Source organism: Thalassotalea sediminis (genome assembly GCF_030295915.1).
GTDB lineage: Bacteria > Pseudomonadota > Gammaproteobacteria > Enterobacterales > Alteromonadaceae > Thalassotalea_C > Thalassotalea_C sediminis.
The window spans coordinates 3,660,020-3,686,073 of the sequence record NZ_AP027361.1; the positions used below are offsets into that span (position 1 = coordinate 3,660,020).

The following is a 26,054-nucleotide window of genomic DNA, read 5'->3' on the forward strand; positions in this document are numbered from 1 at the left end:
AACATTTGTTACTTTTAGTTTATGATGATCTTATTCATAAATAAGAGTTCAAATAGCATGATTAACATTGAGAAAGTGCATCACGTTGCATACCGCTGTATAGATGCCAAAGAAACTGTAGAGTGGTACAAAGATAAGCTTAATATGGATCTGGTTTTAGCTATTGCTGAAAATGAAGTACCTTCAACGAAAGCACCGGATCCTTACATGCATATATTTTTAGACGCCGGCATGGGTAACGTATTGGCGTTTTTCGAGCTGCCTAATAGTGACGATATGGGCAGAGATGAAAACACGCCAGCGTGGGTACAGCACTTGGCATTGAAAGTAGCAGATGTTGATGCACTCGTGGAAGCTAAAGAGAGTTTAGAAAGTAAAGGCGTAGACGTATTAGGACCAGTTCATCACGGTGTTTTTAAATCTATTTACTTTTTCGATCCAAGTGGTCATCGTTTGGAACTTGCTGCTGATATCGGCACACCAGAACAATACAAGCAGTTAAATGAAGTTGCTCACGCCATGATAGATGAGTGGGCAGTTACCAAGCGCGCGCCAAAACATGCCGCTTGGTTGCACGAACATGACTAAATAGATCGTTATTGAAAGTGTATATCGTTTCACGATAAGGCAAAGGCGAGTTATATACATTGCTCGCCTTTACTTTTTTGAATAGTAGATGAAGAACGATTTACCTACTCCTCCACAGCTCGCTGTAATACTATTTCCTCACCTTTTGTAAGACATTGGCTATTAATTTTTAACCTAAATTTATTGTCTTTTTTATTCTTCATGCAAAACATACATTTAACTAATTTTTCACCAAAATGATGTATTTTTAACCATTTTAACACTTGCTTAACAGTTTAAATTCGGTAAAGTAAGTGCAGCTATCGAGGATAGCGACAGAATACGGAAACAATAAAACGGTACGGAAACTAATAATACTAATAATAAGTAGTATGTAATATTGAGAATAGGGATGGTTTACTCCTCATCAGGATGGATGACAATTATGTCCAGGAGGATATTAGGGAAAGCCTAAGAAAGTGTCAGGATGACCGATAAGTAGAAACATCAAGGGAAGCTAGTAATAATAAACGGGAACACTGTTAGAGAATGCACAGGGATTGTTACCAAAGTGATGGAATACACTAAATTGGAACATGCATTTTGTCGCAATAGTTGACAATAATTCTCCTAAAACGATGGCTTTGCCATCGTTTTTTCTTTCCAGTGACGGAATAATTACCCTCAAACACAAATCTACAGTAAAATAGATTTCATAATTCATTGTTAATGTAAGCCTTATGACACGTAAAAAGAAATCCAGAACCTCCTCAGCAGCGCCAGTAAGGTTATCTAAGCAAGAAAAACAAAAACTTGCCGAGCTAAAAGACAAAAAGCCTAAAAAGCAAAAAGGCAAAAAGCCTGGTAATAGACAGCAAGTGGCGCGTGAAAATACTTCAACACAGCAACCAGTGAAAAATAATGATCCACGCTTAGGTAGTAAAAAACCCATCCCGCTTGGTAAAACAACAACGACTGCGCCCACCAAAAAGGTTCAGCAAAAGCCGCCTTCTGCGCCTCGTGTAGCGCCGGTCCATGTCATTGATAATACCGCTGATCTGAATGACGAGTTGATCAGTATTGAAGAAGATGAAATGTTACAAGCAATTCTTGTTAAACAAGATCAGGCGTTACCGTTAAGCGAGCAAGAAATAGAGTACTTTAATCGTTTAATGGATAGACATCACGTTATCAGTGAACAACTAGGCTTATCTGATGAAGTAACAGAAGATAATAACGAAGCCAAAGATGATGATGCATTATGGGATTCGCTTGATAAACAAGACTTTTCAGATTATCAATAACACAGGACAACTATGTTTGAACAATATTGGCTCGAGTTAATTGTAACGGGTGGACTTATCATTGCCGCGCTTGCCTTTTATGCCGGCATGTTATTAAAACAACTTAACACACAGAAAAAACAGCAAGCACAAGCGCAGTTAATACAGCAACAACACTTAGCGGAACACGATAAAAAAATACTCGACAGCGTCGTTATTATTGTACGTGCATTGAAAGAAGAGCAGTGCGATCTTTCAGAAGGTTGTTGGCGAATAAGCGTACTGCTTGAATCACTCAAAACGTCAAGCGAACTCGCGTCGGAGTTTCCGAGTGTTTTTGAACTATATAATGCGATAAAGCACATGCCAATTCTTGAAGAACGAAAAAAGCTAGAAAAACGTGCGCGCATGAAGCTCGATCTTGAACGTATGAAAGCCGAAACAAGGCTACAAAGTGATATTCATCAAGATATTGAACGATTACACCAATATGCAAACGAACGTATTTCTACCCTGAGTATACGAGTATCAGCCTCAAACACTTAGTAAAAGCAAGCGCCTAATGCTGTTTTTCTAAAAGCTTGCGCTTGATCAAACACTGTCGTTACGTAATCGACTAAAATATTCTCATTCGTGCAACCTAAATTCTGCACGTCTTTGTTAATATAAGTCGTTGAGGGTAACGTAATGCAAACTGATCTATTTTTTGACCAAACACTTCTGGCTAAATACAACACCAGTGGTCCTCGCTACACTTCTTACCCAACGGCACTTGAATTTCATGACCAATTCAAAGCGACCGACTTTGCTAGTGCTGTTAGTAACTCTAAAAACAACGAGTTATCACTCTACGTTCATATCCCGTTTTGCCATTCATTATGTTACTACTGTGGCTGCAATAAAGTTGTCACTCGCCATCGAGATAAAGCAGATATTTACCTTGATTATTTAGTAAAAGAAATTAAACAAAAAGCGTCATTATTTGACGGGTATACCGTTAAACAACTTCATTGGGGAGGAGGTACACCGAGCTTTTTAACTAAACTTCAAATAAGCTTTCTCGTATATCAATTAAAGCAAGCATTCTCTTTTGATCCTCAGTTAGAAATGAGCATTGAAATCGACCCGCGTGAAATAGATTTATCGCTTATTGATCATCTACACGACCTAGGATTTAACCGTTTAAGTATTGGTGTGCAAGACATTGATAGCAAGGTGCAGGAAGCCATAAATCGCAAACAATCAACAGCCTTTATTGCCAGTATCATTACGCGCGCAAAACAATTAGGATTTAGCTCAGTAAATGTTGATTTAATTTACGGCTTACCCCATCAAACTCTCACCACCTTTAGTAAGACCATCGATAAGGTCTATGAAATGGACGTAGATCGCATATCGTTATTTAGCTACGCTCATTTACCAAGTCGCTTTGCTGCTCAACGTAAGTTACGTGATGAATGGTTACCAAACACCGAGGAGAAATTTGCGTTAATGAAATTAGCCATTGAACGGTTTTGTCAGTATGGCTATGAATTTATAGGCATGGATCATTTCGCTAAACCTAGCGATGAGCTCGCTATTGCACAACGAGAAGGTCATTTGCACCGTAACTTTCAAGGTTATACCACCAAAGGAAATTATGATTTACTCGGCTTAGGCGTTTCTTCCATCAGCGCCATTGGCGATAGCTACAGTCAAAACGAGAAAGATCTAAAGCAGTACTACCGTGCCATTGACGTGCAAGGACAAGCAATCTCTAAAGGGCTGAATTTGACTGAGGATGATCTAATTCGTGGCGAGGTTATTAAGTCTCTGATGTGCAATATGCATGTCGATAAACGTGCGATTGAGAATAAATTTTCTATTGATTTTGATCATTACTTTACTGAAGATTTACAATCACTTACATGTTTTATTAATGATGGTTTAGTCGTATTAAGTGATCAGCATATTTATGTTGATCAACGCGCACGATTACTGATCCGCATTATCGCGATGAGTTTTGACGCCTATATGAAGCAACATTTAAATCAGCAACGATTTTCTCGCGTTATTTAGTCACTTGTAACGTTTGGTAAATGTCTAAATTGGCTTGTTTTACTTGTCCGTAGAGCAAGCGCTTGGTCGTAATGTCAAAGTCGCTTACACGCGAACTAACGAGCGGTTTAGCATCACTCTGCTTTTGCCCATCGGCAAGTGTTAATATTTCTCGCGTTTGATAATCAAACCAATACCACTGACCGCCTTGTTTGTGTAAATTAAATTGACGACCATCCAAGAAATATGGTGCAAGATTGTGATGTTTCACCTGCTGTTGTTCGGTATTACCGACAAACAGTTGTTGTTGTTGATCAAGCCATAGGGTGTCTTTTTCACTAGCGCTAAAATGGACAAATTGCCATTTTGGTTCAGCTTTAGTTACCGAATTAGTCTGTAAATTATAGAAATGTACTTGCCAACGTTCGGCCACCTTTACACTGTAGGCAATGATATTATCACTTTTAAATGACACACCTTTCATCTCATTTTGCGGTATTTTAAGGCGCTGATAACGTCCATCTTTCACAGAAATAAGGTGAATCTCATTTAATGTTAATGCCATTAAATAGTCATCATTCGGTGACCACCTTAAGTCTATATAATGCCTATCATCGTTAAACTGAGTTAATTTAGTACGAGACTGATTAGCCGATGAGGTTAACCAAACCTCTTCATGGCCTGTTGCTAATGAGATATATGCGATAACGTCAGAGGTGTTAGCAAAGCGAGCCAAACTCTCATTTACAGAACTATCAGCAATCATTGATTGTTGTGCACTATCCAGTGACAATACTGCTAGATCTGTATTTTTATTACCGGCAGAAAACAGGTAATCTCGTCCATTACTATGCCTTTTAGGTGCCCGAATAACTCTTGTACCTGCAAAGATAACCGCTGCTTTTTTACCCGTTAAATCATAACGGAGTAAATCATGAGCTGGGTGTTCACCCATCATAACGACATGCTTTCCGTCATGGCTCCATATCGCACAACAAACATAAGCATTAAGCTTAAACAGCAAGGTTAGTTTATCGCTATCAAGATCTAACCGATAAAAGCCTTCCCATTGTTGTTGATCTGGTGAGGATATCAGTAAGATATTTTTTGATGGGTGTAAATCAAATTGATAGTTACCGCCTAAATAAATATCTGGTTGAGATAAACGCTTTTGTTTACCCGTTTTGAGATCAATGGAAAACATTGTATACGGTGTTCCTGCACCATTATTTTCAGCGTACACAAGAAGATTATCATCATGAGTGAATAAAATTTTGCCGAAACTACCGGCTGTGCAATTATGTATTAATTGAGGTTCTTTTAACGTTAAGCCTTCTACCTCTCGGATAAAGTATTGGCACTGTTCAGGGTTAGCCACTAAATACGCTAACTTAGAGCCATCTTTATTCCAGCTTGCAGGTCCAACCCCTAGACCATTGTGATCATCAACAGTGATCACTTTCTCGTCTGCTAAACGTTTTATTTTTAGGTATATATTGTTGTCGACCGAAGACAAATAGGCGACACGTGTACCATCAGGGGAAAATTCAGCAAAGAGTTCGTTTCCGGCATCGGTCGTTAGTGCTTGTGCTGAAGTGGTTATTTGTTGATTATTGCTTTGCTGCCAACTAAAAACAACCATGCTCAGTATCATCATACAGATAATAATAATTAACTTTCGCGACGATTTAACACTTTGGTTGCCCACCCTAGTAACTGTTGTTTCATTCTCTTTTTCAGATAGTTGTTTAACGGAGGTTGAAGTCTCTGGTGTTATCGTCAGTTCAGTTTCATTTGACGCAGGTTGAAGATTTTCAGTGCATGCTTTTTCGTCTTCAATTTTCTCGTCAAGCAGCTTTACTGAGGCAATAAACTTGTATCCTTTTTTGGGAAACGTTGCGATAAACTTTGGTCGCCTAGCATCATCAACAAAAGCTTTTCTAAGTTTTGTGATCAACTTACTGACAGCATTATCACTAACAATTCTTCCGAGCCACACATTAGTGATTAATTCATCTTTGCTAATAATTACATCGGGGTGCTGACAAAAGTAACGTAACAGTTCAACCGTCATCGGTTCTAACTGTTGTCTATGCTTATTATCTGTAAGTGATTGTTGTTGATCACAAAAAATGAATTGTGCTATTTGCCAACGCATGTTTTTTTCTACGCCTTTTTAAGTATTTGTAAACTATCATAATTCACTAATTTGGTCACGATAAGTCATCAAAAGTCATCAAAAAATCCTACTAAGTCAGCTATAAGTCACGACTTCCTTGTACATAACCACTAACTTACAGACAAAGATTTACTTGTTACGACTTAAAGAAACAAGTGCACCATACATTACGTTTACAAGGAAAAGAGATGGCTACTATTTCTTCCATAGTTCAATCGACACAGAGCACTATTTTAAGGCTATTAATAAACTCGCTTTTGCTAACGACAATTGTCAGCACGCAAGTAAAGGCAGCAGATGCAACAACAACGCTAGTTACGCCTAGTTTACTTCAAAAAGCGTCGTTAAAGTCACGTAAAGAAGCATTGCAATTATTAACCAATAACGACTTCCATCTGCAGTTACTTTCGTTAGCAAAACAGCTTCCAAAAGCCGCTATAGATGAACAAGGTATGTTTAGCAAAATTGCATTACTGTCAATGCTTGGGCACCACAAAAAAGCGATTGAGCTTATCAAGTCACATCCAAATGGCATTAATTATACACACTACCTGTTGCGCGCTAATGTCTTAGCATCTTCAAAAGATACATCATTATCACTTACTCGCGAAATAAAAAAAGCTTTTGCTGCTCAGCTTAACACAGTGGATGATGATAAATTAGTCAACCTAACTTTAGCACTTGGTTGGTCAATCGATAATGCGCAAGACTATGCCCACAACATATTTAAAGATCTACAACAAAACAAATCACTTTCAATAAGCCAAGCGGTTAATTTAATTACAAATACTCACCTATACCGCGTATTAACAGACGTGATACCTGTAGTTCAACCTATGCTTGCCGCAGAACAGAACAAGCGATTCAACATTCAACCAGAGCTACTGATCACAACAGATGATGGCATTGAAATCGCAACAACCATTGTTATGCCAAAGGAAAGACTAGAACGCATGCCAACGGCAATGCAATTTACCATATATGCTGATGAAGCAAGCCATATCAAAACCGCAATGCATGCTGCTGCACATGGTTATATAGGCGTTGTTGCCAATTCAAGAGGAAAACGTTCGAGTAGCCATGAAATCACTCCTTTTGAAAACGAGGGTAAAGATGCTGCTGCGATCATCAACTGGATTAGCAAACAACCTTGGAGTGATGGTGATGTCGTTATGTACGGAGGAAGCTATAACGGCTTTACACAATGGGCAACGACAAAATATATGCCAAAAGCGCTTAAAGCAATCGCTCCCTATACTGCCGCAAGCTTAATTACAGGTTTACCTTACGAAAACAACATTATGCTGACGGCAAATTATGAATGGGCTTTTCATGTTACCAACAATAACACACTTGACGATAGCGTTTACGCCGACTGGGAAAAGCGAAGCTCTTTAGTAGAAAAGCTATTTAAAAGTGGAAAGTCAATTTCAGCAATTGACAAAATAGATGGAAAAAGTAACCCATGGTTTCAAAAATGGATAAAACACCCAAGCTTTGATCAATACTACCAATCAATGGTGCCTGTAAAGCAAGAATACAAAAACATCAATATTCCAGTATTAACCATTACAGGCTATTTCGATGGCGGACAAATTTCAGCAATTGATTATTTAACACGTCATTACACCTATAACCCAGATGCTGACCACACCTTACTTATTGGCCCGTATAATCATTATACGGCACAAAATAAAGTCAGGTCACACCATAGTAACTATAAGCTAGATGACGTTGCATTAGAAAAAGACACTGAAGAGGTCGTTTTTCAATGGTTTGACTATTTGTTGAAAAACAAGCCAAAACCGAAACTCCTACAAGATAAAGTCAACTATCAATTGATGGGAAGCAATCAATGGCGACATAAGCCTTCGCTTGCACAGATGAATCAAGATGCTCAGCCTTTTTACTTTAGCACTAAAGCCAGTGAGCAAGGTCACTACTCATTTACTACAATCAAAGAGCAAAGCCTAAGCTTTATACAGCAAACAGTCGATATGACCGACAGAACAACAGAGCATAACGTTTCTCCATGGCCAATTATGTCAGACACTTTCGACGTTAATAATGGCATAGTATTAATGACCGACCCATTTGAACATGCCATGGAATTGTCAGGACAAATTACCGGCACATTTTCAATTGCCGTTAATAAGAAAGATGTAGATATTGGTTACAATTTATTTGCTATCGATAGCGCAGGTAAGAGCATGCATCTACAAACTTATATAAGTAGAGCGAGTTATGCCGCTGACATGAGTAAACGCAACTTATTAATCCCTAATGAAAAAACAACTATCCCTATCATAAATGCTCGAATGACCGCTAAACTATTCGATAAAGGAAGTCGTTTAGCGCTTGTGCTCAATGTCAATAAAAACCGCAATGCGCAAGTAAATATGGGGTCAGGTAAAGATGTTAGTAGTGAAACTATCGCTGATGCTGGCAAACCACTGACCATTAAGTGGTATAACGATAGTGAAATAAAATTGCCGTTACGCATTTGGTAACAGCACAGCCCATCAAACTCCCCTTAGCAATACCGTTGAGGGGACTCTTTTTACACAACGTTAATGTAGCTTTCTATTCTCTTTTAAATGGGTGACCAATTCATTAATGGGCATAGGTTTAGCTAAGTAAAAGCCCTGTGCTTCTTGACAGCCCATGGTTTGTAATAAACTCATTTGCTTCGCTGTTTCTATCCCCTCAGCAACAATATTAACACCAAAACTCTGAGCCATGGCTATGATGGCATTTACGATGGTTTTCGAACGCTCATCATGCTCAATTTCAGACACAAAAGACCGATCAATCTTAATTTCATCCACAGTCAAATCTTTCAGCATGGTCAACGATGTATAGCCAGTGCCGAAATCATCTATTGAGAAGGTAATACCACTCTCTTGAAGATCCGCAATAACACCAACACTTTTTTTAATATCAGTTAATGTCGCTGTTTCTGTAATTTCAATGCGCACATAGGGTGAAAAGTAATCAAGCTTTTGAATAAACTGTGTTAACGCCCGCATTTCTTCAAGGTTATTAAATTCCGTCGCCGACACGTTAATAGCAACATGTTTTAAACCTGAGCCTAATAAATTTGCATTATGTAATTGTTCCGCAGCTTTTCTCACCACAAGCATTGAAATAGCACTTGTTAAATGGTTATCTTCAGCTAAAGGAATAAACTCAGCCGGAGAAATAAAGCCGTGTTTATCATGTACCCAACGCACCAATACTTCTACACCACTGACGGTTAATGTATTTAAATCATATTTAGGCTGATAAACAATAGTCAACTTATCTTCCTGTATCGCTTGCCGCAAATCTAATACCATTTGACGTCGCTGCATGGCTTTATTAGTTAGCGCTTGATCATGGTATTGAATAGCATTTTTCTGCTGCTTTGCTACACCCAATGCTTCTGTTGCTGAAACCATCAATTCTTTCGCCGTAACGCCATCATTTGGAAATAAAGCAACGCCAATGCAACATGTTGCATCAATGTTTTGCTTCTTTGCCCGATGAGCAAAAAGTCGCTGAAAACCTAATACATGGTCGTCCATATCAAATTCATCATTAGTGTCTATTATTGCAAAACTAGCAAACTGATCAGCCTGTAATCGCGCAGTAACAGAACCAGAAAGTGTTATTTCAGTAATATCTACGGCTAGTTCTTGAAGAAATAAGTCGGCACGTTCAAACCCTATGGTGTCATTCAAGGTTTTAAAATCATCAATATCGAGAAAACCGAGGATAATCTGTTCATTTGGCTTTAATTTTCTAATGGATTTGTCGAGGGTACGAATAAACATGTTGATGCTATGAAGCCCGGTAAGGCTATCTAAATCATTGGACTTTTCCAATGTTCTATTATTTTGGTATACCAGAATAAGCAATAACATAGCGGTAACAACAACAAAGGCAAGCCCTTTATAAGTTTGTGCAAGTGCGCGTAAATTTGCACTATCTATGAAGGTTTCAACCGCTAAATCTGAGAATAAAATCCAAAGGCCAGCAAAGATGGCGTAATAGAAGGCGATCCGAACGGCCGAACTAACGACTTTATCCATGAAATGTGCTCACTGTACTCTACGTTAAATATGGAAGAATTCCTTTTACTACCAAATCATGATTATAAACATCAAGCAATATAGATGAAAGAGCTCTCATTCACCGCCCATAGACGAAATCATTTAGATTTTGGTACACGGAACTAATCCGCCGTTCTATTATAGATCATACAGTTAAGTGTGTTTAGACTTTCATCCGTTGTCTAACACTTTTCGCATATAATGCCGCCGGTATAATCACCAAAATAGCAAGTATACCTAACGCCCAATGATAGTTTTGCTCAAACAATGTAAGTTTAACAATTTCAGCGGCTAGTTCTGTATTGGCATGCTCTGCGTAAGCTAATCCACCGATCGCACCTTCATGAGCGATAGCAAAGCCACCACTTAACGCACTTTCCCACCCCAAAGAAGATAGCGATGAATATGCTTTAACACCAATGGCGGAAGCACCGAATGCAACAACCCCTATTGCCACTGTCCCCATGCTTAATAAACCAAAACCAATAGCACCAATGGTAAATACCCCCACAGAAACAATGCCAACACTAATAGGTGCAATCGCGATACCTCCCCAAGCAAATAAAAGACCTTTTGCAACGCTTCCTCCTGCAATCCATGCAAAAACCGCTTTATCGCTTTTTTCTGGTATACCAAATTGAATATGCACAAGTGGTACGCCAAACAAATGTAACTTACTTATATATTCACGTTTTTTAGCTGAAACTTTTTCACTTTCATCAGTAAAGTATTCCGGGTGAAAAATACGCTCTCGTTGACGCAATGCTTTTTGTGCAGTATTCATCGCAAAAGTAAGAAATAAATAGCTCGCAATAAAGGCGAAAACCACAAGTTGAGACAGCATAGTTACTAAATAAGCGTTTTTTGGAGAGACATATGCATAATGTTTCAAACCAAGCATAGTCACAACGAATATAAGTGCTAGCGTAATAAATAACACCACAGACTTAATCACTAATCGACGCTCATTTTTTGTCCGTGACTGATCTAAACCGGCTTTTAGCCCAAAAAATGAGCTTATAAAGCCTGAGAAAATAGCAATAAATGATAAAACGGTTGTGAGCTTAAATAAACTGCCCGATTTAACAACACCGGCACTATATACCGCGGCTTTTGCTGGCGGCGCAATATCACTAATAAGCGTGAAAATAGTTGTGGTAAATGCAACGCCTGGTTTGCTTTTTTCTAACGCTTCTTCAACAAACGTATTCATAGTGCTTTGCAATAGTTTACGCCCACGAGATAACCGTTGTTTTACTGTACTTTCGGTAAGGTCGAGCTCTATCGCAACACGTTCTACAGATTGTTGCTCTCGATAAAATAAGACTAAGGGCTCTCGGTAGGTTTCATCCAATGTGTTTAAAGTTTTCCACAATAAAGCTTGCTCCTGTTGAGCAATTATCGCTTCGTCTAGCTCAGAATTTTGGTGCGCATTGTCATGCTGTTCACCAAGCTCATCCGCATTTTTTACCGGTTGATTATCTTCTTTACGACGAAAGTGGCTGACCTTAAACCGCAAAATACCACACAACCATGATTTAAGCTTTTCTGGCTCTCTTAACGTATCAAGTTTTTTCCAAGCTTCAATAAAGGCTTCTTGGGCAAGATCTTCGCTTTGCTTGATATCGCCAATCGAAGAAAAAGCCAATGAGCAGAGTAGATTCTGATAGCGTGAAACGATTTCACAAAAAGCATATCTGTCACCACCCAATGAATTCAGCACTAAATGTGCATCGCTCGTATCAAGTAAAGGGGGGCGTTTTTTAAAAAGATTCATCATGTCTATTTCCCGTCTTAATACCAATAAGTGCCTACTAAAAATTAAAAGTGACAATAAACGCTAATATTTTTGTATTTTTTTTAAAAATTTATTTTCATTTTCTTTGTCACCTTTTCCGGTGTCTTTGGTACTTATTGGCTAAGACGACGTTGACGTTACTAAAACGATTTAACGCATAAGACTCATTTTACAATATATAGGAAAAAATATGACTGATTTTAATAAGCGCAGAAATAAAAGTACCAGTACTTTAGCTCTAGCAGCAATACTGTTGTTTTCAAGTGCCGCTCATAGCAATACGTTAGGCAAGCTTGTTGACGACTTTAATCATGACAAAGAAAACACGTTAGGCTTAACGAGAACATTTATCACCGATAAAACTGCCGGCGGTAACACAACAGCAAACGTCGAAATCGTCGATGGTGTTATGCATCTAGCTGGCGATATCATTCCTCCAAGAGGACAACCTGGTTGGGCAAGTACCGTTTTATTACTTGATCCCAAAGGAATGCCGAAAGATTTAAGCCAATATACGGGTGTGCGATTACGACTGAAAATTGATAAAGGCAGTATTTCCGTTTCGGCGAATAGCACAGAAGTAACGAATTTTGATTACCATGCAATGCCGGTTACTACTCCAACCGATGGGGAATTCCACGAAGTAAAGCTGCCTTTTAAGATGATGAATAGAGCTTGGTCAGAGCAAACGTCATTAAATCCGAAAACCGTTAATAGCCTCAGTATCGTGGCGTTTGCCATGCAAAAAGCAGCTTATGATGTCGAAATTGACGAAGTAAGTTTTTACTAAGCTCGTCAATACTCAAATATTTAAGGAACATATAAATGACTGTTTCAACGCAAACAAAGGGGCGATTAGACTATCTAGATGCTGCGCGAGCATTGGCATTATTATTGGGTATTGTATTCCACGCGAGTTTATCCTTTTTGCCTATGTTCATTGGTTGGGCAGTAATGGATATTTCAACGAGCAACGTAGTCTCTATTTTTGTGCTGATCAGTCATTCATTTCGCATGGAGTTGTTTTTTCTTATCGCCGGCTTTTTTAGCCATATGGCAATACAAAAAAACGGTCTTCATGCCTTTTTAGCAACAAGAGGGATAAGAATCGTTATTCCTTTTATCATCGGTTGGTTTCTATTACGCCCCATGTTGGTATCGGGCTGGGTAATCGGGGCTGAAAGTATGCGAGGAGAAGCTGATGTTAGTGACGGATTGATACAAGGCATTATGAGTTTAAAAGACTTACCTAACGGACTTTTTGTTGGCACCCATTTGTGGTTTTTATACTACTTAATAATCATCACTGCGATCATTCTCATACTACGTAGTTTAATAAGTATAAGCCCTAGCGTTAAACATAAAGTGACAGCACTTATCAATAAGGTAATCGCATGGATATGTTATTCGCCAATCGCTCTTTGCATCGTCGTTGTACCAATAGCGGTTAGTTTATGGTTTATGTCTCATTGGGGTATGGATACACCTGATAAGAGTCTTATACCTAATTTTCCTGTATTGTTTATATACTTAGGTTTCTTTAGTTTAGGGTGGTTAATCAATAAACAAGAAGGTTTAATGGAAGTATATGCAAAGCTTACATGGCCTAAGATAGTGTTATGTTTCGTTGCTGTTGTTTTAACGGTAATGTTGTCGAGTTTTCAAGGACAAACTGGACACCCACAACATGAGTTACTGCATGTATGCTTCACGTTAACGTACGCCTTAACAATGTGGTTATTAACATCGCTCTTTATCGGTTTATGTTGCCGAGTATTCCGTGAGGTTCGAGGCTTTATGCGTTACCTTGCTAGTGCTTCTTATTGGCTATACCTCATTCACTTACCTGTGGTTATTTGGCTGCAAATTGCGTTTTCAGAAATTGAGCTACACTGGTTCTTAAAACTCATAAGTATTTGCACATTAACAATCGCTTTTTCGCTTGTACTTTATGAATTATTTGTGCGTTCTACAATTATCGGTACGGTACTAAATGGGCGAAAGAAACTACATATGTTGGCTAAAAAGCCCAGCGTTACTTCATAATATTTGTTGGTACCTATTCGTCAATAAAACCGAGATTAATACGTTGATCAGCACTGTGAAATACCATCGCCGTTTTGTTATTTACTTTGGCTTCGTGAGCCAATTCAACCCATTGATAGTAAACATTACGGTGAATAGTAGCAGGTATATTTCGCCTAACTATCACAGACAAACTGCCATCTTCTTCTAGTGTTACAGGATGATTTGCATCAAGAATAAACGAATCACCGACATTAGTCGTTAACTGCATCGCCGTACAATGCTCATCAAGCCAACACCACTGGGTGATCACCAAAGGATGTTTTTCCACATGAATTTTTATTTTCTCGACCGGCGTCACTAGAAAGTATTGCTGCTGTTCTTTCTTCAACACAGAAGCAAGTAATTTAACTAATGCCATACGTTTAAAAATACCACCACCATAAAACCAATCACCATTAGCTTTTATGGTTAAATCCATCTCACCACAATAGGGTGGATCCCACTTTTCAACAGGCGGGTAACCTTGCTCCTGCTGCTTAAGTTGTTCGACGAGTTTTTCTAATGACATAACGATACAAATATTATTTAAGACGCCCTTAATTCTAACAAATTTTCAAATATTTTCTTATTTGTACTTGTCAGGGTTTACGAGGTGCTATAGAATTCGCGCACTTCGATTAACATCAAGGCTTGATTGTTAATCGCTTGCTATTCTGTGGTGGCATTAGCTCAGTTGGTAGAGCCCTGGATTGTGATTCCAGTTGTCGTGGGTTCAAGTCCCATATGCCACCCCACTCTTTTCTTTACCTTCTTATTATTTCTTTGCTTGCTGAAACGTCATCACATCGTGATTCCGTTATTTTAGTTACCGCGCGTTCAAGTCCCATATGCCACCCCACTCTTTTCTACACGCTCTATTCTCTATGTTTCGTTAGAACGTAACCACCTCTCAATAACAGCGATCAATAGTCTCAATCACGTACAAATCCCCTCAACGTTAAAGTTTTCAATAAACCTACTAAGCTTTTCGTAGAAATCACTTTTTAAACAATATATAGTGAAAAAGTAATCAAAAAATAAATAACAGCAGGGAACGCTAATGATTAAAGAACTATTATCTGTAACATTGTATCTAGTAGCATTAACAATTCCCTGTTATGCAAATAATATATTTGCGTCTTTTGAATATACAAACAATTCGCATATACCTAAACTAATAGTAGAATCCAACAAAGATCATTATTCAAATGTTTATCGTATAGCAAAGCTGTATCCAATAAATCAAAATCCGTCTTTACTTGACATTGCAGGCTCACACGTAACTGCGTTTACAAAGCAAGAAATATGTAATAATCCTATGTCTATTACATTGCTACATTATTTACGTGGTGCGGTAACAATCGACAACAAACACCCAGTAAAAATAGCAATTGACCGAAAACTACAAACAATTTCTCCCCAATGTAATAGTTATACTTTCCATCAATATTTTAAATTACGTAACCAACTACTATCAATTATTCCTGCTAAAGTAAGGCCTAATAATGATTTTGATATTAAAACAATCGACAAACGCGAAAGTAGCATTAGCAGTGAACAAGCCGAAAACTTAGCCGCTACCACTGGCACACTAATCAAAACCGCGTATAAAATTCTAGATCTTCAATTTTCTACAGACACACAATTCGAGCGGACGATAAACGAAAAAGCGTTTTATACTGCATCGATAAAAGATCTTGCAAAAAAACAATATGGTTACGTCGCACTAAAATCTATTTTACAAACCTTTCTGTTATCAACAATTGCCGAAAACCAACTAGCAATAATTAACAAAAAGCAGTTAGCGTTAGCCCTGTTTATTTTAGCGGATGCTTATAATCTTCAACTGCCAAGAAATGATGCTCTTTATTACATGGTCGTTTGGCGAATCATACCAGACTTAGTTGATGCGAAACTCTTGAATAATTACATTATAAAGCGAGGTAAAAATATTTATTTACTTTAATTAATAGCCTGTTACTGCAGAATACAACAAATAAAAGGCAATAATGAATAAGGCGAAACCAAGAAACTTAGTAAGTAACACCACTCGGTGTTCGGTTAAGTATTTCGCAAACCTACTTCCGAGATAAGACCATGCTAATATTGAAAAAAAACAGACAACAAAATAAATAATTAAGAAAATATAGAGTAATGATGAATCAAGCGTTAGCTGAAAAGAGGTCACCGCAACACCACTCGCGAGCCATGCCTTTGGATTAAGCCATTGCATTGCAACCCCTAAGTAAAAACTGCTACCTTTTCCCTGACAAAATATTAGCCCGATATCACGTGTTTTAATCATTGAAAGACTTAATGCTATCAATAGCAAACTAGCTAATATCGTAATGAAAAAAGGTAATGCTGGCATAATACTAAATAAACTTGCGAGCCCTTTTGCTACGGTAAAGAGTAACAATATAAACCCAAGTGTTGCGCCGCTAACAAAAGCGAGTGACTTGCGAACACCAACAGATAGTCCGCAAGAAAGTGCAACGATATTAACTGGCCCTGGTGAAGCCGACATCGAAAGTGTGTATAAAATCATTGTGAAATATAGTGCCATATCCGTTCCTTGTTTTATCAATAGCTACTATAATTCGTTCGCTTTTGTTTTATTAGATACTATAGTTAGATTTAATAATTCCAATAAATAGAACAATTGTATGATTGATGACTTAAAAAGTATGGCTGTTTTCGCGGAAGTCGTTAGATTTGGCTCTTTTCGTTCTGCAGCAAAATCACTAGCATTGTCGCCTTCAGTAATTAGTTATCATATTAGCCAACTTGAGACTAAATTAAATACCGCTTTATTGTATCGTTCAACACGCTCATTATCGTTAACGAGTCAAGGCGAAGAATTCTTTCAGCATGTACAGACGATGCTATCTTCCGCGCAAATGGGATTGGATCAAATTCACACTGAACTCGGCGGATTAAGTGGACGTTTGACAATTTCATTACCCACAGCACTTATTCGAGCACCTTTAACCGAAAAAATTGTCGCTTTCTCTAACAAACACCCGCAAGTAGATCTTTCTTTACATTATACAGATGAGCAACAAAACATTATTGCCCAAGGCATTGATCTCGCTATTCGTGCTGGACGTCTTGAAGATAGTGGACTAAAAGCGAAACGCATTGGCGAAATAGAGCGCTGCTTAGTCTGCTCTGAAGATTATTTTGCCAAACATAATAAGCCCATTGCGCCTCAAAACCTGATGACTTGGCGTTGGATTAAGCTGTCGATGCTCAAGAATGAACGTACGTTTACTCACCATAAACATGCAAATGCCGTGGTAAAATATCGTCACAAAATCGCCGTAAACAGTGTCGATGCTATGACAGAGTTAGCATTACTTGGCGCAGGTTTAGCAACGCCCCCCAGTTATCTAGTAAAGCATCACATTGAATCAGGTAAATTAATTCACGTGTTACCTGATTGGCAAATTGAAAGCATACCGCTTTATGCTTTATGGCCTGCCAATATCGCTAAACAAAGTTTAACCTTACAATTACTAAACTTTATACAAGAAATTGAGTATGCTTAAAGAAAATAATTTCTACTCGTCAATTAATATACGTGTACGCAATCAATTTATACTATGAAATTTCTTGAATTACGCATTCCGCCATTATTACTTATGTGCATATTTATGATTGCAATATGGTTAAGTAAAGATGCAACTACACCAATAGAAATACCTCTATGGTTTAAACTAGTATTGACTTCTTTTTTTCTCATAAGCGGTACATTTGTGTGTATCGCCGGTGTCATTGCTTTTAGGAAAGCCAACACAACCGTAGATCCTACAAAGCCAGAAACGAGTGCTAGGTTAGTTAACTCAGGCGTATATCAATACACACGAAACCCGATGTACCTCGGTTTTAGTTGTTGGTTAATAGCGTTATGTTTATATACCGCAAATCTACTGTTATTGCTATTTGTTGTATTATTCATCTTGTACATCACATACTTTCAAATAAAGCCAGAAGAGCGCATATTAAAACATCTTTTTGGACAACCTTATCTTGACTACTGCCAACAAGTAAGGCGATGGATTTAATGCGAAGCGAACATTTAAAGCTCACCGCAATAATAGCGATATTACTATCACTTTCCCTCAGTGGTTGCTTTGGTGAACAAGTCTATACGTCGACGGCCAGTGTTACTCAAGCTTATAGCGACAAGGTATTGAAGGCTGCAGATATTAGTCATGACGGAGAACTAACGCTCTTCAGCGATAATGATCAAATTTGCCTTTGGGATAATAACTTAAACACTAAGCGATATTGCTTGCAAGGACTGGATGCTAAGCTCATCGAATTATTAGGCATTTCTCATAGTAAGCGTTATTTTTATACCTCAAATAGAATTAACGTTCACCTCTATGAACTCGCCACCGGCAGGTTAATGAGTGTGTGGTCTGCTGGTGATAATATTATTAATGATATCGCGATGGCAAAGAATGAAAGCGCTATTATACTGGCTTTTCGCAGCGGTCAAGCTAGCATAGTTTCAGTTCATGACAAGAGAATAAACACCTTTACGCCACATCGCTTAGACATTAATACTGTTGCGATTTCTAGCGATGGGATGAAAGCGCTTACAGGATCAAGTGATAAACAGGCAACGCTTTGGCATAGCAAAACTGGAAAGGTAATACAAACTTACACTCACCAAACCCGTGTGAACCACGTAGCACTTTCTCAAGACGCTAAACTTGCGTTTACTCTTGATGCAATTAAAGATCGTTTTTTCTGGCAATTAAGTGATACAAAACCTATAGCAACGTTAGCTACGCGTATTAAGTTTATCGAATTTAATGACAGTACATTTGGCAATCAAAATAAATGGTTGTTATCTGCTTCACCAAAACAAACGATTCAACTTTGGCGCGTTGCTGATGGAGAACTGCTCGCACAATGGCAAGCGTATAAGCATGAGCAACGCTATCGCTCTTCAGTGATCGCTGTAGAAATTATTTCGTCAAACAGTATGGCATCTATAACCAGTGACGGTGTTTTTCAGCGCTGGCCTATAGCCATAACCGCATCGCCAAGTTTATAACAGCTCAAACAATAATAAGTTTTCACTACGCTAGCGTGTTTGGTTGATTACAAATCCAAACCGTTTGATAAGGTTGCAAGGTAATACGTTCAAGCGTATCACTCACTTTTTGTTTTGCGATCAAGTCAAACCAAGATTCTGTTATGACTAAATTTAACTCACTTAACATCAATGGTTGTGGTTCACAACTTATGTTACTTATACAAAATATGCTTTGTTTACGGTCGACACTTTGGCGCCAAAAGCCAAATAACTGCAACCCTAAATGCAAGGTAAACTGCACGGCATTAGGGTGAAATGCTGGTTGATTAGTGCGAATTGCAATAAGTTCCTGCATTGCTTGAAATACTTGATGGTGATGACTTTGATTGTCGTTCAATAACTGCTTTAGCTGATCATACTGCCATCGATGACGGTTGATAGAGCGATTATGATGGGTATGCGCTAATCTTTCCTCGTCATTTCTCGTCGCTAACAAGCTGTGAATATAAATACCCGGTATACCTTCTAGCGCTAACATTATCGCATGTGCACAAATAAATCGCGCATTTCCCCATTTGTCAGGTCCGGCAGTTGTCCCCTGCAGTGCGTCATATAGTGCGATATTTATTTCATAGGCTTTTTGCTGACCATCATCACTTGTTCGCCACGATATTCTGCCGCCAAATTGCTTCATGGTATTAATGAGCACATTAAGCTCTTGATCACTCAATAATCCTTCAGCAGGGCGCAAACCAATACCGTCATGAGAGGCAATAAAATTAAAATATGTCGTGCCATTTTGTGCCGGCGGCATACTCATTAACCAACGCTTCAAATATAAACAATCACCAGTAACTAAGGTATTTAAGAGTAATGGTGGTAATGAAAAATTATAAATAGCATGTGCTTCGTTAGCATTACCAAAATAAGTTAAATTCTGAGTATTAGGAATATTGGTTTCAGTGATCACTATTGCACTGGGTTTAGCATGTTCTATTAATGTGCGTAATAAGCGCACCACTTCGTGTGTTTGCGGTAAGTTAATAGATTTAGTGCCCACTATTTTCCATAGAAATGCCACAGCGTCTAAGCGAAATATTTCAATCCCCGTATCTAAGTATTGTCGAATAATACTAACAAACGCTTTCAATACTTCGGGGTTTCTAAAGTCAAAATCTATCTGATCATGACTAAAAGTACACCAAACAAATTGTTTACCTTTAACGGTGTCTACCTCCTTCAAAAGTGATGATGTTCGAGGACGAACAACGGCAGACAAATCATCTTCTGGCGAAGCAGTAAAGAAGAAGTCTTTACCCGTACCTTCGTTATTCAAAAAGCTTGTAAACCACAAACTTCGACTTGAGCAATGGTTGATCACTAAGTCAGACATTAGTCGTTTCTTTTCTGCAATAGCGGCAATATCACACCAATCGCCTAACCCCTCATTTACTGATGAATAATCGATCACTGAAAAACCATCATCAGAGCTAAACGGAAAAAATGGTAATATGTGAACGCCATTAATGGTGTCTTCAATGTAGTCGTTGATAAAATTCTGTAGTGTTTTTAGCGGTTTTTCTCCTTCTTCGATAACACTATCGCCATATGTGATCATGATCACATCTCGTTCTGACCACAAATTTTTATACGGCTCCACAGCGTGCAATTCTTCAGGAAAACGCATGATTTCCATGAGTTGTTCCGCTAATTGTTGATAGTTATCAACGTGTGCAACGTCTCGATAAATAAAAGCCAGCTGCTGACATACTTTCTGCGTTAAGCTATCAAGCGCATTTACCATGCAACGACCCCTGAGAAAATTCTTCGTTATCAAGTTCAATAGCTGTCTTAAGCTGATCTAATACGTCAGGCATCGCACTAACAACACGATTCCATGAAGGAATAAACGGTGTATCCATGGGGTTTTCTAAAAATGCTTGCCCAGCAGTCATAATGTTCATGGCAAACATTTCTACCGCCTTCTCTTCAGTATGAATATCAAGTGTTAATCCATTCATTACGGCATCATTACGGTATGTTTCAACGTAGTCTAATGCTATGCGATAGTATGTCGCTTTTAGAGTTCTAATGGTTTCAGCAGTGAACGTTTCACCTTGCGTTGCTAACTTACGAATAAGCGCTTTACTGATATCTACCGACATTTTTGACAAGCCAGCATTGGCATTATCTAAGGACAAATCTTGATGTTTATGATCATAAGTTTGTGCAATATCAACCTGACACAAACGGTTAGGCGCAAAGTTGCGATGCATTTCAGATAACACACCAATTTCTAAGCCCCAATCACTGGGTATACGTAAATCATTAAGTACATCACGACGGAAAGAAAATTCCCCAGCAAGCGGATACAAAAAGCTATCCATGTACTCTAGATATTCATGATGACCAACGGTCTTTTTCAATGCTTTTAGTAACGGCGTAACCAATAGACGTGATACCCGGCCATTTATTTTTCCATCGGCAACACGAGCATAAAAACCTTTACAGAATTCATAATTAAACAAAGGATTAGCTACGGGGTAAAGTAGCCTTGCTAATAACTGACGATCGTAGGTCAATATATCGCAGTCATGCAAAGCCACAGATTCAGACCTTCCAGACGCTAGTACATACCCCATGCAATACCAAACATTTCGACCTTTACCCATTTCTTTCGGTGCTAAACCTAACGCTTCTAATTTAGCATCAAGCGCCCGCAACCTTGGTCCGTCATTCCAAAGTACTTTATGGTGTTGTGGTAAGGCGCCAAAAAATTTCAATGCAGCTCGATATTGCGCTTCATCAGCGCGGTCTAAACCAATAACAATTTCTGATAAGTAAGGCACCTGAGCGATATTTTCGATAATGTCTGGCAACGCTTTACCTTCAAGCTCAGAATATAATGAGGGTAAAATTAAACCTAGAGGTCGTTTTTTCGCAAACGTCAGCAACTCTTGTTCTAAGCTGTCTTGGTCACGTTGGCCTAAATTATGTAATGTTGTTACTGTACCATTTTGATAAAAATCAGCCATCTTGCACCTCGTGTTGATGAATAAAAGGGAGTAGTTGCGTTAAGGTTTCAGCCCAGCCTTTCGGACCAAATTCGTCACTTTGAATCGCTTTCGCCTGTCGTTGTAACTTGGGAAAATCATGTTTTGGCGAACGAATTTGAATCGCAATATCAGCCGCTTCTAACATAGCAATATCATTATCACTATCACCCATCGCTATTGTCGTTATATCAGTGGTAGGGTATTGATCTCGGTATTTTTCTGCTAACCAGTACTGTGCAAGCCCTTTATCACAGGCGCCACTGATATGTAAAAAACGGCCTCCTAACAATACGTTGGCTCCATAGTCAGACATAAGTTCAGCAAAAGTATTACGCTGCTCTAGCGTGCCATGCCAATGCAACGGTTCACTATACTCGCGCTGTAATGCATCACTTGCCTGCTGCTCATTTAACCCTGAAAGGTCCATTAGCCCGTCAATGGTTAGTTGTGAAAAACCGGTATAATATGCTTGGTAGCTCTTACCAACCTGTAGTAATAATGCCAGCCAATATGCTCTCGGTTGGCAAAACGTTTTAACCCAATAATCGCCTTGGTCATAAACATCGTTTGGCTTTTGATCAAAATGTCCTTTAGGAATATAAATTGCCGCGCCATTTTCAACAATAAAAGGCGTATCGAGTTTAAGCGCGTTTTGCAGTTTAATTAATTCAACGAAAGTTTTACTGGTATTAAATATAATCGGAATACTTTCAGCTTTTAAGGCGTCAATAGTCGACTGAGCTGGCTGCCAACTATAGGTATTATGATCAAGAAGCGTTCCATCTAAATCACTGAATATGAGGTATTTATCTGTCATATCAATCACCTACTATGACTTGCTTTATGCTGCGATTATCATCGAGTACTAATTGATAATTCATACGGCTCGGTAATGTAGATAATCCATGCTCCGTTAGCCGCTGAAAGTACGCGATAAAGTCTTTTATTTGCTGAGCAGACATAATATTTGTTTGTTTACTATCTTGGTTTACAGCAAGTTTTTCTTCTTGTTCTAGTCGCCATTGATACACAGCATCAAATGATGGCGCAGCTAACATCACCCAATAATCAAAAAACACATAAAGTGGTTGATAATAAGTTTCAAGCTGGTCGTTAACATAGTTTCGCCATACGCCATCTGCATCTTTTTGTTGCTCTAGCGGGTTTGCGTCTATCGATAATTCAGCTTTCGATTGCCCTGTTACGCCCCAGCACCAACCTTCAAGTAATACAATATTCGGTCGAGCTTCTACATAAGGCCAATCAAGTACATGCTTGAGATCATCCATCGCCTTATCAAAAGCTGGTAAATAAATCCCTGTTTCACCATGCTTTAATGCGACAAGCGTATGTTTCAGTTTTTTTATGTCATGCGTACCTGGTACACCACGCGTAGCTAAAAGCGGATGAGTTTGTTCCGCCAAAATTTTTCGCGCTTTTTTCGATAAATAGAAATCGTCTAAAGACAGGTTGATGACATTAAGTTGATATTCTTGCGCCAAGTAAGCCGCAATAAAAGCAGACATGGTCGACTTTCCACTACCCTGGCAACCATTAATGCCAACAAAGAAAGGGCTTGTGTAATGTTTTTGTTGTGCTGCTAACGTGTCAGCTAGCGGCACATAATACTGGAGTGCCGTTTCACGAAACGCATCGGGTAGTTGATGTTTTTCAATAAATTCGCTGAGCATTTGATACATACACATATAACCAAAGTTACTTTAGTTAAGTACAACTCTTATGCCAGATCGAAAAACCACGATTGATTTACGCTATATAACTGTTATTTAAGTATATATTTAAGTTTATAAGCGTATCATTAATTTTCTGTTGAGATTAAATGACTACTTTTAACGCAAAAGACGCACCTTTTTGGTGCGTCTGAGTTTATTTTTGCAAACATTTGTAATGAAAGCTTATATGTTCATCAATAAAACTGGCAATGAAATAATAGCTATGGTCATAACCTTCTCGCATTCTCAATTCTAGCGCAGAACCATGTTGTTGTGCTGCACGTTGCAGGCGCTCCGGCATTAACTGTTCTGCCAAGAAATTATCGGCATCTCCTTGATCAACAAGAATAGGCAACGTTGCTTTTTCTCGTGCCAGTAAGTGGCAAGCATCATACGTTAACCACGCCGCTTTATCACCACCTAAATAATGACTAAACGCTTTGACTCCCCATGGGCATTCACTAGGGTTACTTATCGGACTAAAAGCAGAAATTGACTGATAACGTGATTGATTATTTAACCCTATCGTAAGGGCACCATGGCCCCCCATGCTATGCCCTGTAATAGCGCGTTTATCATTTACAGGAAAGTTACTTTCTATCAGCTGTGGCAATTCTTTCACAACATAATCATACATTTGATAATGCGATGACCACGGAGCCTGCGTAGCATTGACATAAAACCCTGCGCCTTGCCCTAAATCGTATCCGTCGTCATTGGCAACATCATCTCCTCTAGGACTTGTATCAGGAGCAACAATAGCGACACCCAACTCAGCGGCTTTTCTTAAGGCACCTGCTTTTTGCATAAAGTTTTCATCGGTACAGGTTAAACCTGATAACCAATAAATAACAGGCACAGGTTTACTCGCACTGGCATTAGGTGGCAAAAATATGGCAAAACGCATCGTACAGTTTAATGTATTTGAATAATGCGTAAACTGCTGATGGTAACCACCGAACACTTTTACATGACTAACTTTTTCCATTGACCGCCCTTATTTATCCATATGTATTACGGAACGAATACTTTTTCCTTCATGCATTAAATCGAACGCATGATTGATATCATCAAGTCCCATTGTATGGGTGATGAATTCTTGTAAACCAAATTCACCGGCAAGATATTTGTTAACAATTTCAGGTAACTCTGAGCGGCCTTTAACGCCACCAAAAGCTGAACCGCGCCATACACGTCCCGTGACAAGCTGGAAAGGACGTGTAGATATTTCCTGCCCTGCACCTGCAACACCAATAATAACAGACTCACCCCAACCCTTATGACAACACTCTAACGCTTGACGCATTACGTTTACATTGCCGATACATTCAAAAGAGAAGTCTACGCCACCGTCAGTAATATCAACTATATACTCTTGAATGGGTTTATCGATATTTTGCGGATTGATGACATCTGTAGCACCCAGTTGTTGCGCAAGTCCAAATTTTGATTCATTAATATCTATACCAATAATACGACCTGCGCCAGCCATTCGCGCACCTATTATTGCTGATAAACCGATACCGCCTAAACCAAAAATAGCCACGGTATCACCTGGTTGTACTTTAGCAGTATTTAACACCGCTCCCATGCCGGTAGTAACACCACAACCAAGCAAGCATACTTCTTCAAGTGGTGCAGCTTTATTAACTTTGGCTAATGATATCTCTGGTAATACTGTGTATTCAGAAAAAGTAGAACATCCCATATAATGATAAATAGGCTCACCATTAATAGAAAATCTTGATGTACCATCAGGCATCACACCTTTACCTTGGGTTTCACGCACAGCTTGACATAAATTTGTTTTGCCCGAGGTACAAAACTTACATTTGCCACATTCTGCAGTATAGAGTGGAATAACATGATCTCCCACTTCAACACTTGTAACGCCTTCACCAACCATTTCAACAATACCACCACCTTCATGGCCGAGAATTGACGGAAAAACGCCCTCTGGATCTTCGCCTGATAATGTAAAAGCATCAGTATGGCAAACGCCTGAAGCAATAATGCGCACTAAAACTTCACCAGCCTTTGGTAGCTCAACGTCAACCTCTTCCACTTTAAGAGGTTCGCCTGCCGCCCAAGCAACGGCAGCTTTAGACTTTATTGAAGTTTGTCCGGGTGTTAATTTAAGTGACATAGTTTTTCCTATTTTTATATTCGCATTCGAAACAGTATAGC

The 26,054-nt window shown here is 38.8% G+C and carries 22 protein-coding genes and 1 tRNA gene; 12 read left to right on the forward strand and 11 right to left on the reverse strand.

The window, feature by feature from the left end:
• The first annotated feature begins 57 nt into the window (after window positions 1-57).
• The 4 genes from QUE09_RS16535 to hemN all read left to right on the forward strand — a co-directional run bounded on the left by QUE09_RS16535 (window position 58) and on the right by hemN (window position 3,908).
• Window positions 58-588, forward strand: coding sequence for a VOC family protein (locus QUE09_RS16535; protein ID WP_286233977.1), 531 nt, complete (start codon window positions 58-60; stop codon window positions 586-588).
• 719 nt (window positions 589-1,307) lie between these two features.
• A complete protein-coding gene (gene yihI / locus QUE09_RS16540; RefSeq protein WP_286233978.1) occupies window positions 1,308-1,871 on the forward strand; it encodes a Der GTPase-activating protein YihI in 564 nt (187 codons plus the stop codon).
• A 12-nt stretch (window positions 1,872-1,883) separates the two neighbouring features.
• Entirely contained in the window at window positions 1,884-2,396 is a 513-nt protein-coding gene (locus QUE09_RS16545) for a DUF2489 domain-containing protein (RefSeq protein ID WP_286233979.1), read from the forward strand.
• Window positions 2,397-2,537: 141 nt separating this feature from the next.
• On the forward strand, window positions 2,538-3,908 hold the full coding sequence (gene hemN, locus QUE09_RS16550; RefSeq protein ID WP_286233980.1) for an oxygen-independent coproporphyrinogen III oxidase: 1,371 nt from the start codon (window positions 2,538-2,540) through the stop codon (window positions 3,906-3,908).
• Here the strand turns inward: hemN and QUE09_RS16555 are convergent.
• Window positions 3,901-6,045 (reverse strand): winged helix-turn-helix domain-containing protein, encoded by a 2,145-nt coding sequence (locus QUE09_RS16555; protein WP_286233981.1) that lies wholly within the window; start codon window positions 6,043-6,045, stop codon window positions 3,901-3,903. The genes hemN and QUE09_RS16555 overlap by 8 nt on opposite strands.
• A 209-nt stretch (window positions 6,046-6,254) precedes the next feature.
• Between QUE09_RS16555 and QUE09_RS16560 the strand changes: the two genes are divergently transcribed.
• Entirely contained in the window at window positions 6,255-8,576 is a 2,322-nt protein-coding gene (locus QUE09_RS16560) for a CocE/NonD family hydrolase (protein WP_286233982.1), read from the forward strand.
• 60 nt (window positions 8,577-8,636) lie between these two features.
• Here QUE09_RS16560 and QUE09_RS16565 read toward each other — a convergent pair whose 3' ends face one another.
• Together QUE09_RS16565 and QUE09_RS16570 are read right to left on the reverse strand one after the other, a co-directional pair.
• Window positions 8,637-10,139 (reverse strand): putative bifunctional diguanylate cyclase/phosphodiesterase, encoded by a 1,503-nt coding sequence (locus QUE09_RS16565; protein ID WP_286233983.1) that lies wholly within the window; start codon window positions 10,137-10,139, stop codon window positions 8,637-8,639.
• Window positions 10,140-10,323: 184 nt separating this feature from the next.
• The gene (locus tag QUE09_RS16570; protein ID WP_286233984.1) at window positions 10,324-11,940 is read right to left on the reverse strand and encodes an RNA polymerase sigma factor; all 1,617 of its coding nucleotides are present in this window, start codon (window positions 11,938-11,940) and stop codon (window positions 10,324-10,326) included.
• 208 nt (window positions 11,941-12,148) lie between these two features.
• On the opposite strand from QUE09_RS16570, the gene QUE09_RS16575 reads away from it, so the two are divergent.
• Together QUE09_RS16575 and QUE09_RS16580 are read left to right on the forward strand one after the other, a co-directional pair.
• Entirely contained in the window at window positions 12,149-12,748 is a 600-nt protein-coding gene (locus QUE09_RS16575; protein WP_286233985.1) for a CIA30 family protein, read from the forward strand.
• Between the two features lie 35 nt (window positions 12,749-12,783).
• Window positions 12,784-14,004, forward strand: a complete 1,221-nt coding sequence (locus QUE09_RS16580) for an acyltransferase family protein (RefSeq protein WP_286233986.1) — start codon at window positions 12,784-12,786, stop codon at window positions 14,002-14,004.
• Window positions 14,005-14,017: 13 nt separating this feature from the next.
• Here the strand turns inward: QUE09_RS16580 and QUE09_RS16585 are convergent, their stop codons facing one another.
• Window positions 14,018-14,554, reverse strand: coding sequence for a DUF1285 domain-containing protein (locus QUE09_RS16585; protein ID WP_286233987.1), 537 nt, complete (start codon window positions 14,552-14,554; stop codon window positions 14,018-14,020).
• Between the two features lie 150 nt (window positions 14,555-14,704).
• Here QUE09_RS16585 and QUE09_RS16590 point away from each other — a divergent pair.
• Both QUE09_RS16590 and QUE09_RS16595 read left to right on the forward strand, forming a co-directional pair.
• Window positions 14,705-14,780 (forward strand) — tRNA-His (locus QUE09_RS16590).
• A 305-nt stretch (window positions 14,781-15,085) separates the two neighbouring features.
• A complete protein-coding gene (locus tag QUE09_RS16595; RefSeq protein ID WP_286233988.1) occupies window positions 15,086-15,991 on the forward strand; it encodes a hypothetical protein in 906 nt (301 codons plus the stop codon).
• Here QUE09_RS16595 and QUE09_RS16600 read toward each other — a convergent pair whose 3' ends face one another.
• Entirely contained in the window at window positions 15,992-16,591 is a 600-nt protein-coding gene (locus QUE09_RS16600) for a LysE family translocator (protein ID WP_286233989.1), read from the reverse strand.
• A gap of 100 nt (window positions 16,592-16,691) precedes the next feature.
• On the opposite strand from QUE09_RS16600, the gene QUE09_RS16605 reads away from it, so the two are divergent.
• From QUE09_RS16605 to QUE09_RS16615, 3 genes are all read left to right on the forward strand, one after another.
• Window positions 16,692-17,576, forward strand: a complete 885-nt coding sequence (locus tag QUE09_RS16605; RefSeq protein WP_286233990.1) for a LysR family transcriptional regulator — start codon at window positions 16,692-16,694, stop codon at window positions 17,574-17,576.
• 105 nt (window positions 17,577-17,681) lie between these two features.
• Entirely contained in the window at window positions 17,682-18,092 is a 411-nt protein-coding gene (locus tag QUE09_RS16610; RefSeq protein ID WP_286233991.1) for a methyltransferase family protein, read from the forward strand.
• Entirely contained in the window at window positions 18,092-19,096 is a 1,005-nt protein-coding gene (locus tag QUE09_RS16615) for a WD40 repeat domain-containing protein (RefSeq protein ID WP_286233992.1), read from the forward strand. The genes QUE09_RS16610 and QUE09_RS16615 overlap by 1 nt, the downstream gene beginning before the upstream one ends.
• Before the next feature lie 25 nt (window positions 19,097-19,121).
• On the opposite strand, the gene QUE09_RS16620 is transcribed toward QUE09_RS16615, so the two are convergent.
• From QUE09_RS16620 to QUE09_RS16645, 6 genes are all read right to left on the reverse strand, one after another.
• Window positions 19,122-20,882: a sugar phosphorylase gene (locus tag QUE09_RS16620; RefSeq protein WP_286233993.1), complete on the reverse strand. Its 1,761-nt coding sequence runs from the start codon at window positions 20,880-20,882 to the stop codon at window positions 19,122-19,124.
• Window positions 20,866-22,113, reverse strand: a complete 1,248-nt coding sequence (locus tag QUE09_RS16625) for a glycosyltransferase family protein (protein ID WP_286233994.1) — start codon at window positions 22,111-22,113, stop codon at window positions 20,866-20,868. Before QUE09_RS16625 ends, QUE09_RS16620 begins: the two co-directional genes overlap by 17 nt.
• A complete protein-coding gene (locus tag QUE09_RS16630; protein WP_286233995.1) occupies window positions 22,106-22,951 on the reverse strand; it encodes an HAD-IIB family hydrolase in 846 nt (281 codons plus the stop codon). The genes QUE09_RS16625 and QUE09_RS16630 overlap by 8 nt, the downstream gene beginning before the upstream one ends.
• A 1-nt stretch (window position 22,952) precedes the next feature.
• The gene (locus QUE09_RS16635) at window positions 22,953-23,834 is read right to left on the reverse strand and encodes a kinase (RefSeq protein WP_286233996.1); all 882 of its coding nucleotides are present in this window, start codon (window positions 23,832-23,834) and stop codon (window positions 22,953-22,955) included.
• Window positions 23,835-24,021: 187 nt separating this feature from the next.
• Window positions 24,022-24,855, reverse strand: a complete 834-nt coding sequence (gene fghA / locus QUE09_RS16640) for an S-formylglutathione hydrolase (RefSeq protein WP_286233997.1) — start codon at window positions 24,853-24,855, stop codon at window positions 24,022-24,024.
• A gap of 9 nt (window positions 24,856-24,864) precedes the next feature.
• Window positions 24,865-26,013, reverse strand: coding sequence for an S-(hydroxymethyl)glutathione dehydrogenase/class III alcohol dehydrogenase (locus tag QUE09_RS16645; RefSeq protein ID WP_286233998.1), 1,149 nt, complete (start codon window positions 26,011-26,013; stop codon window positions 24,865-24,867).
• Between the last annotated feature and the right edge of the window lie 41 nt (window positions 26,014-26,054).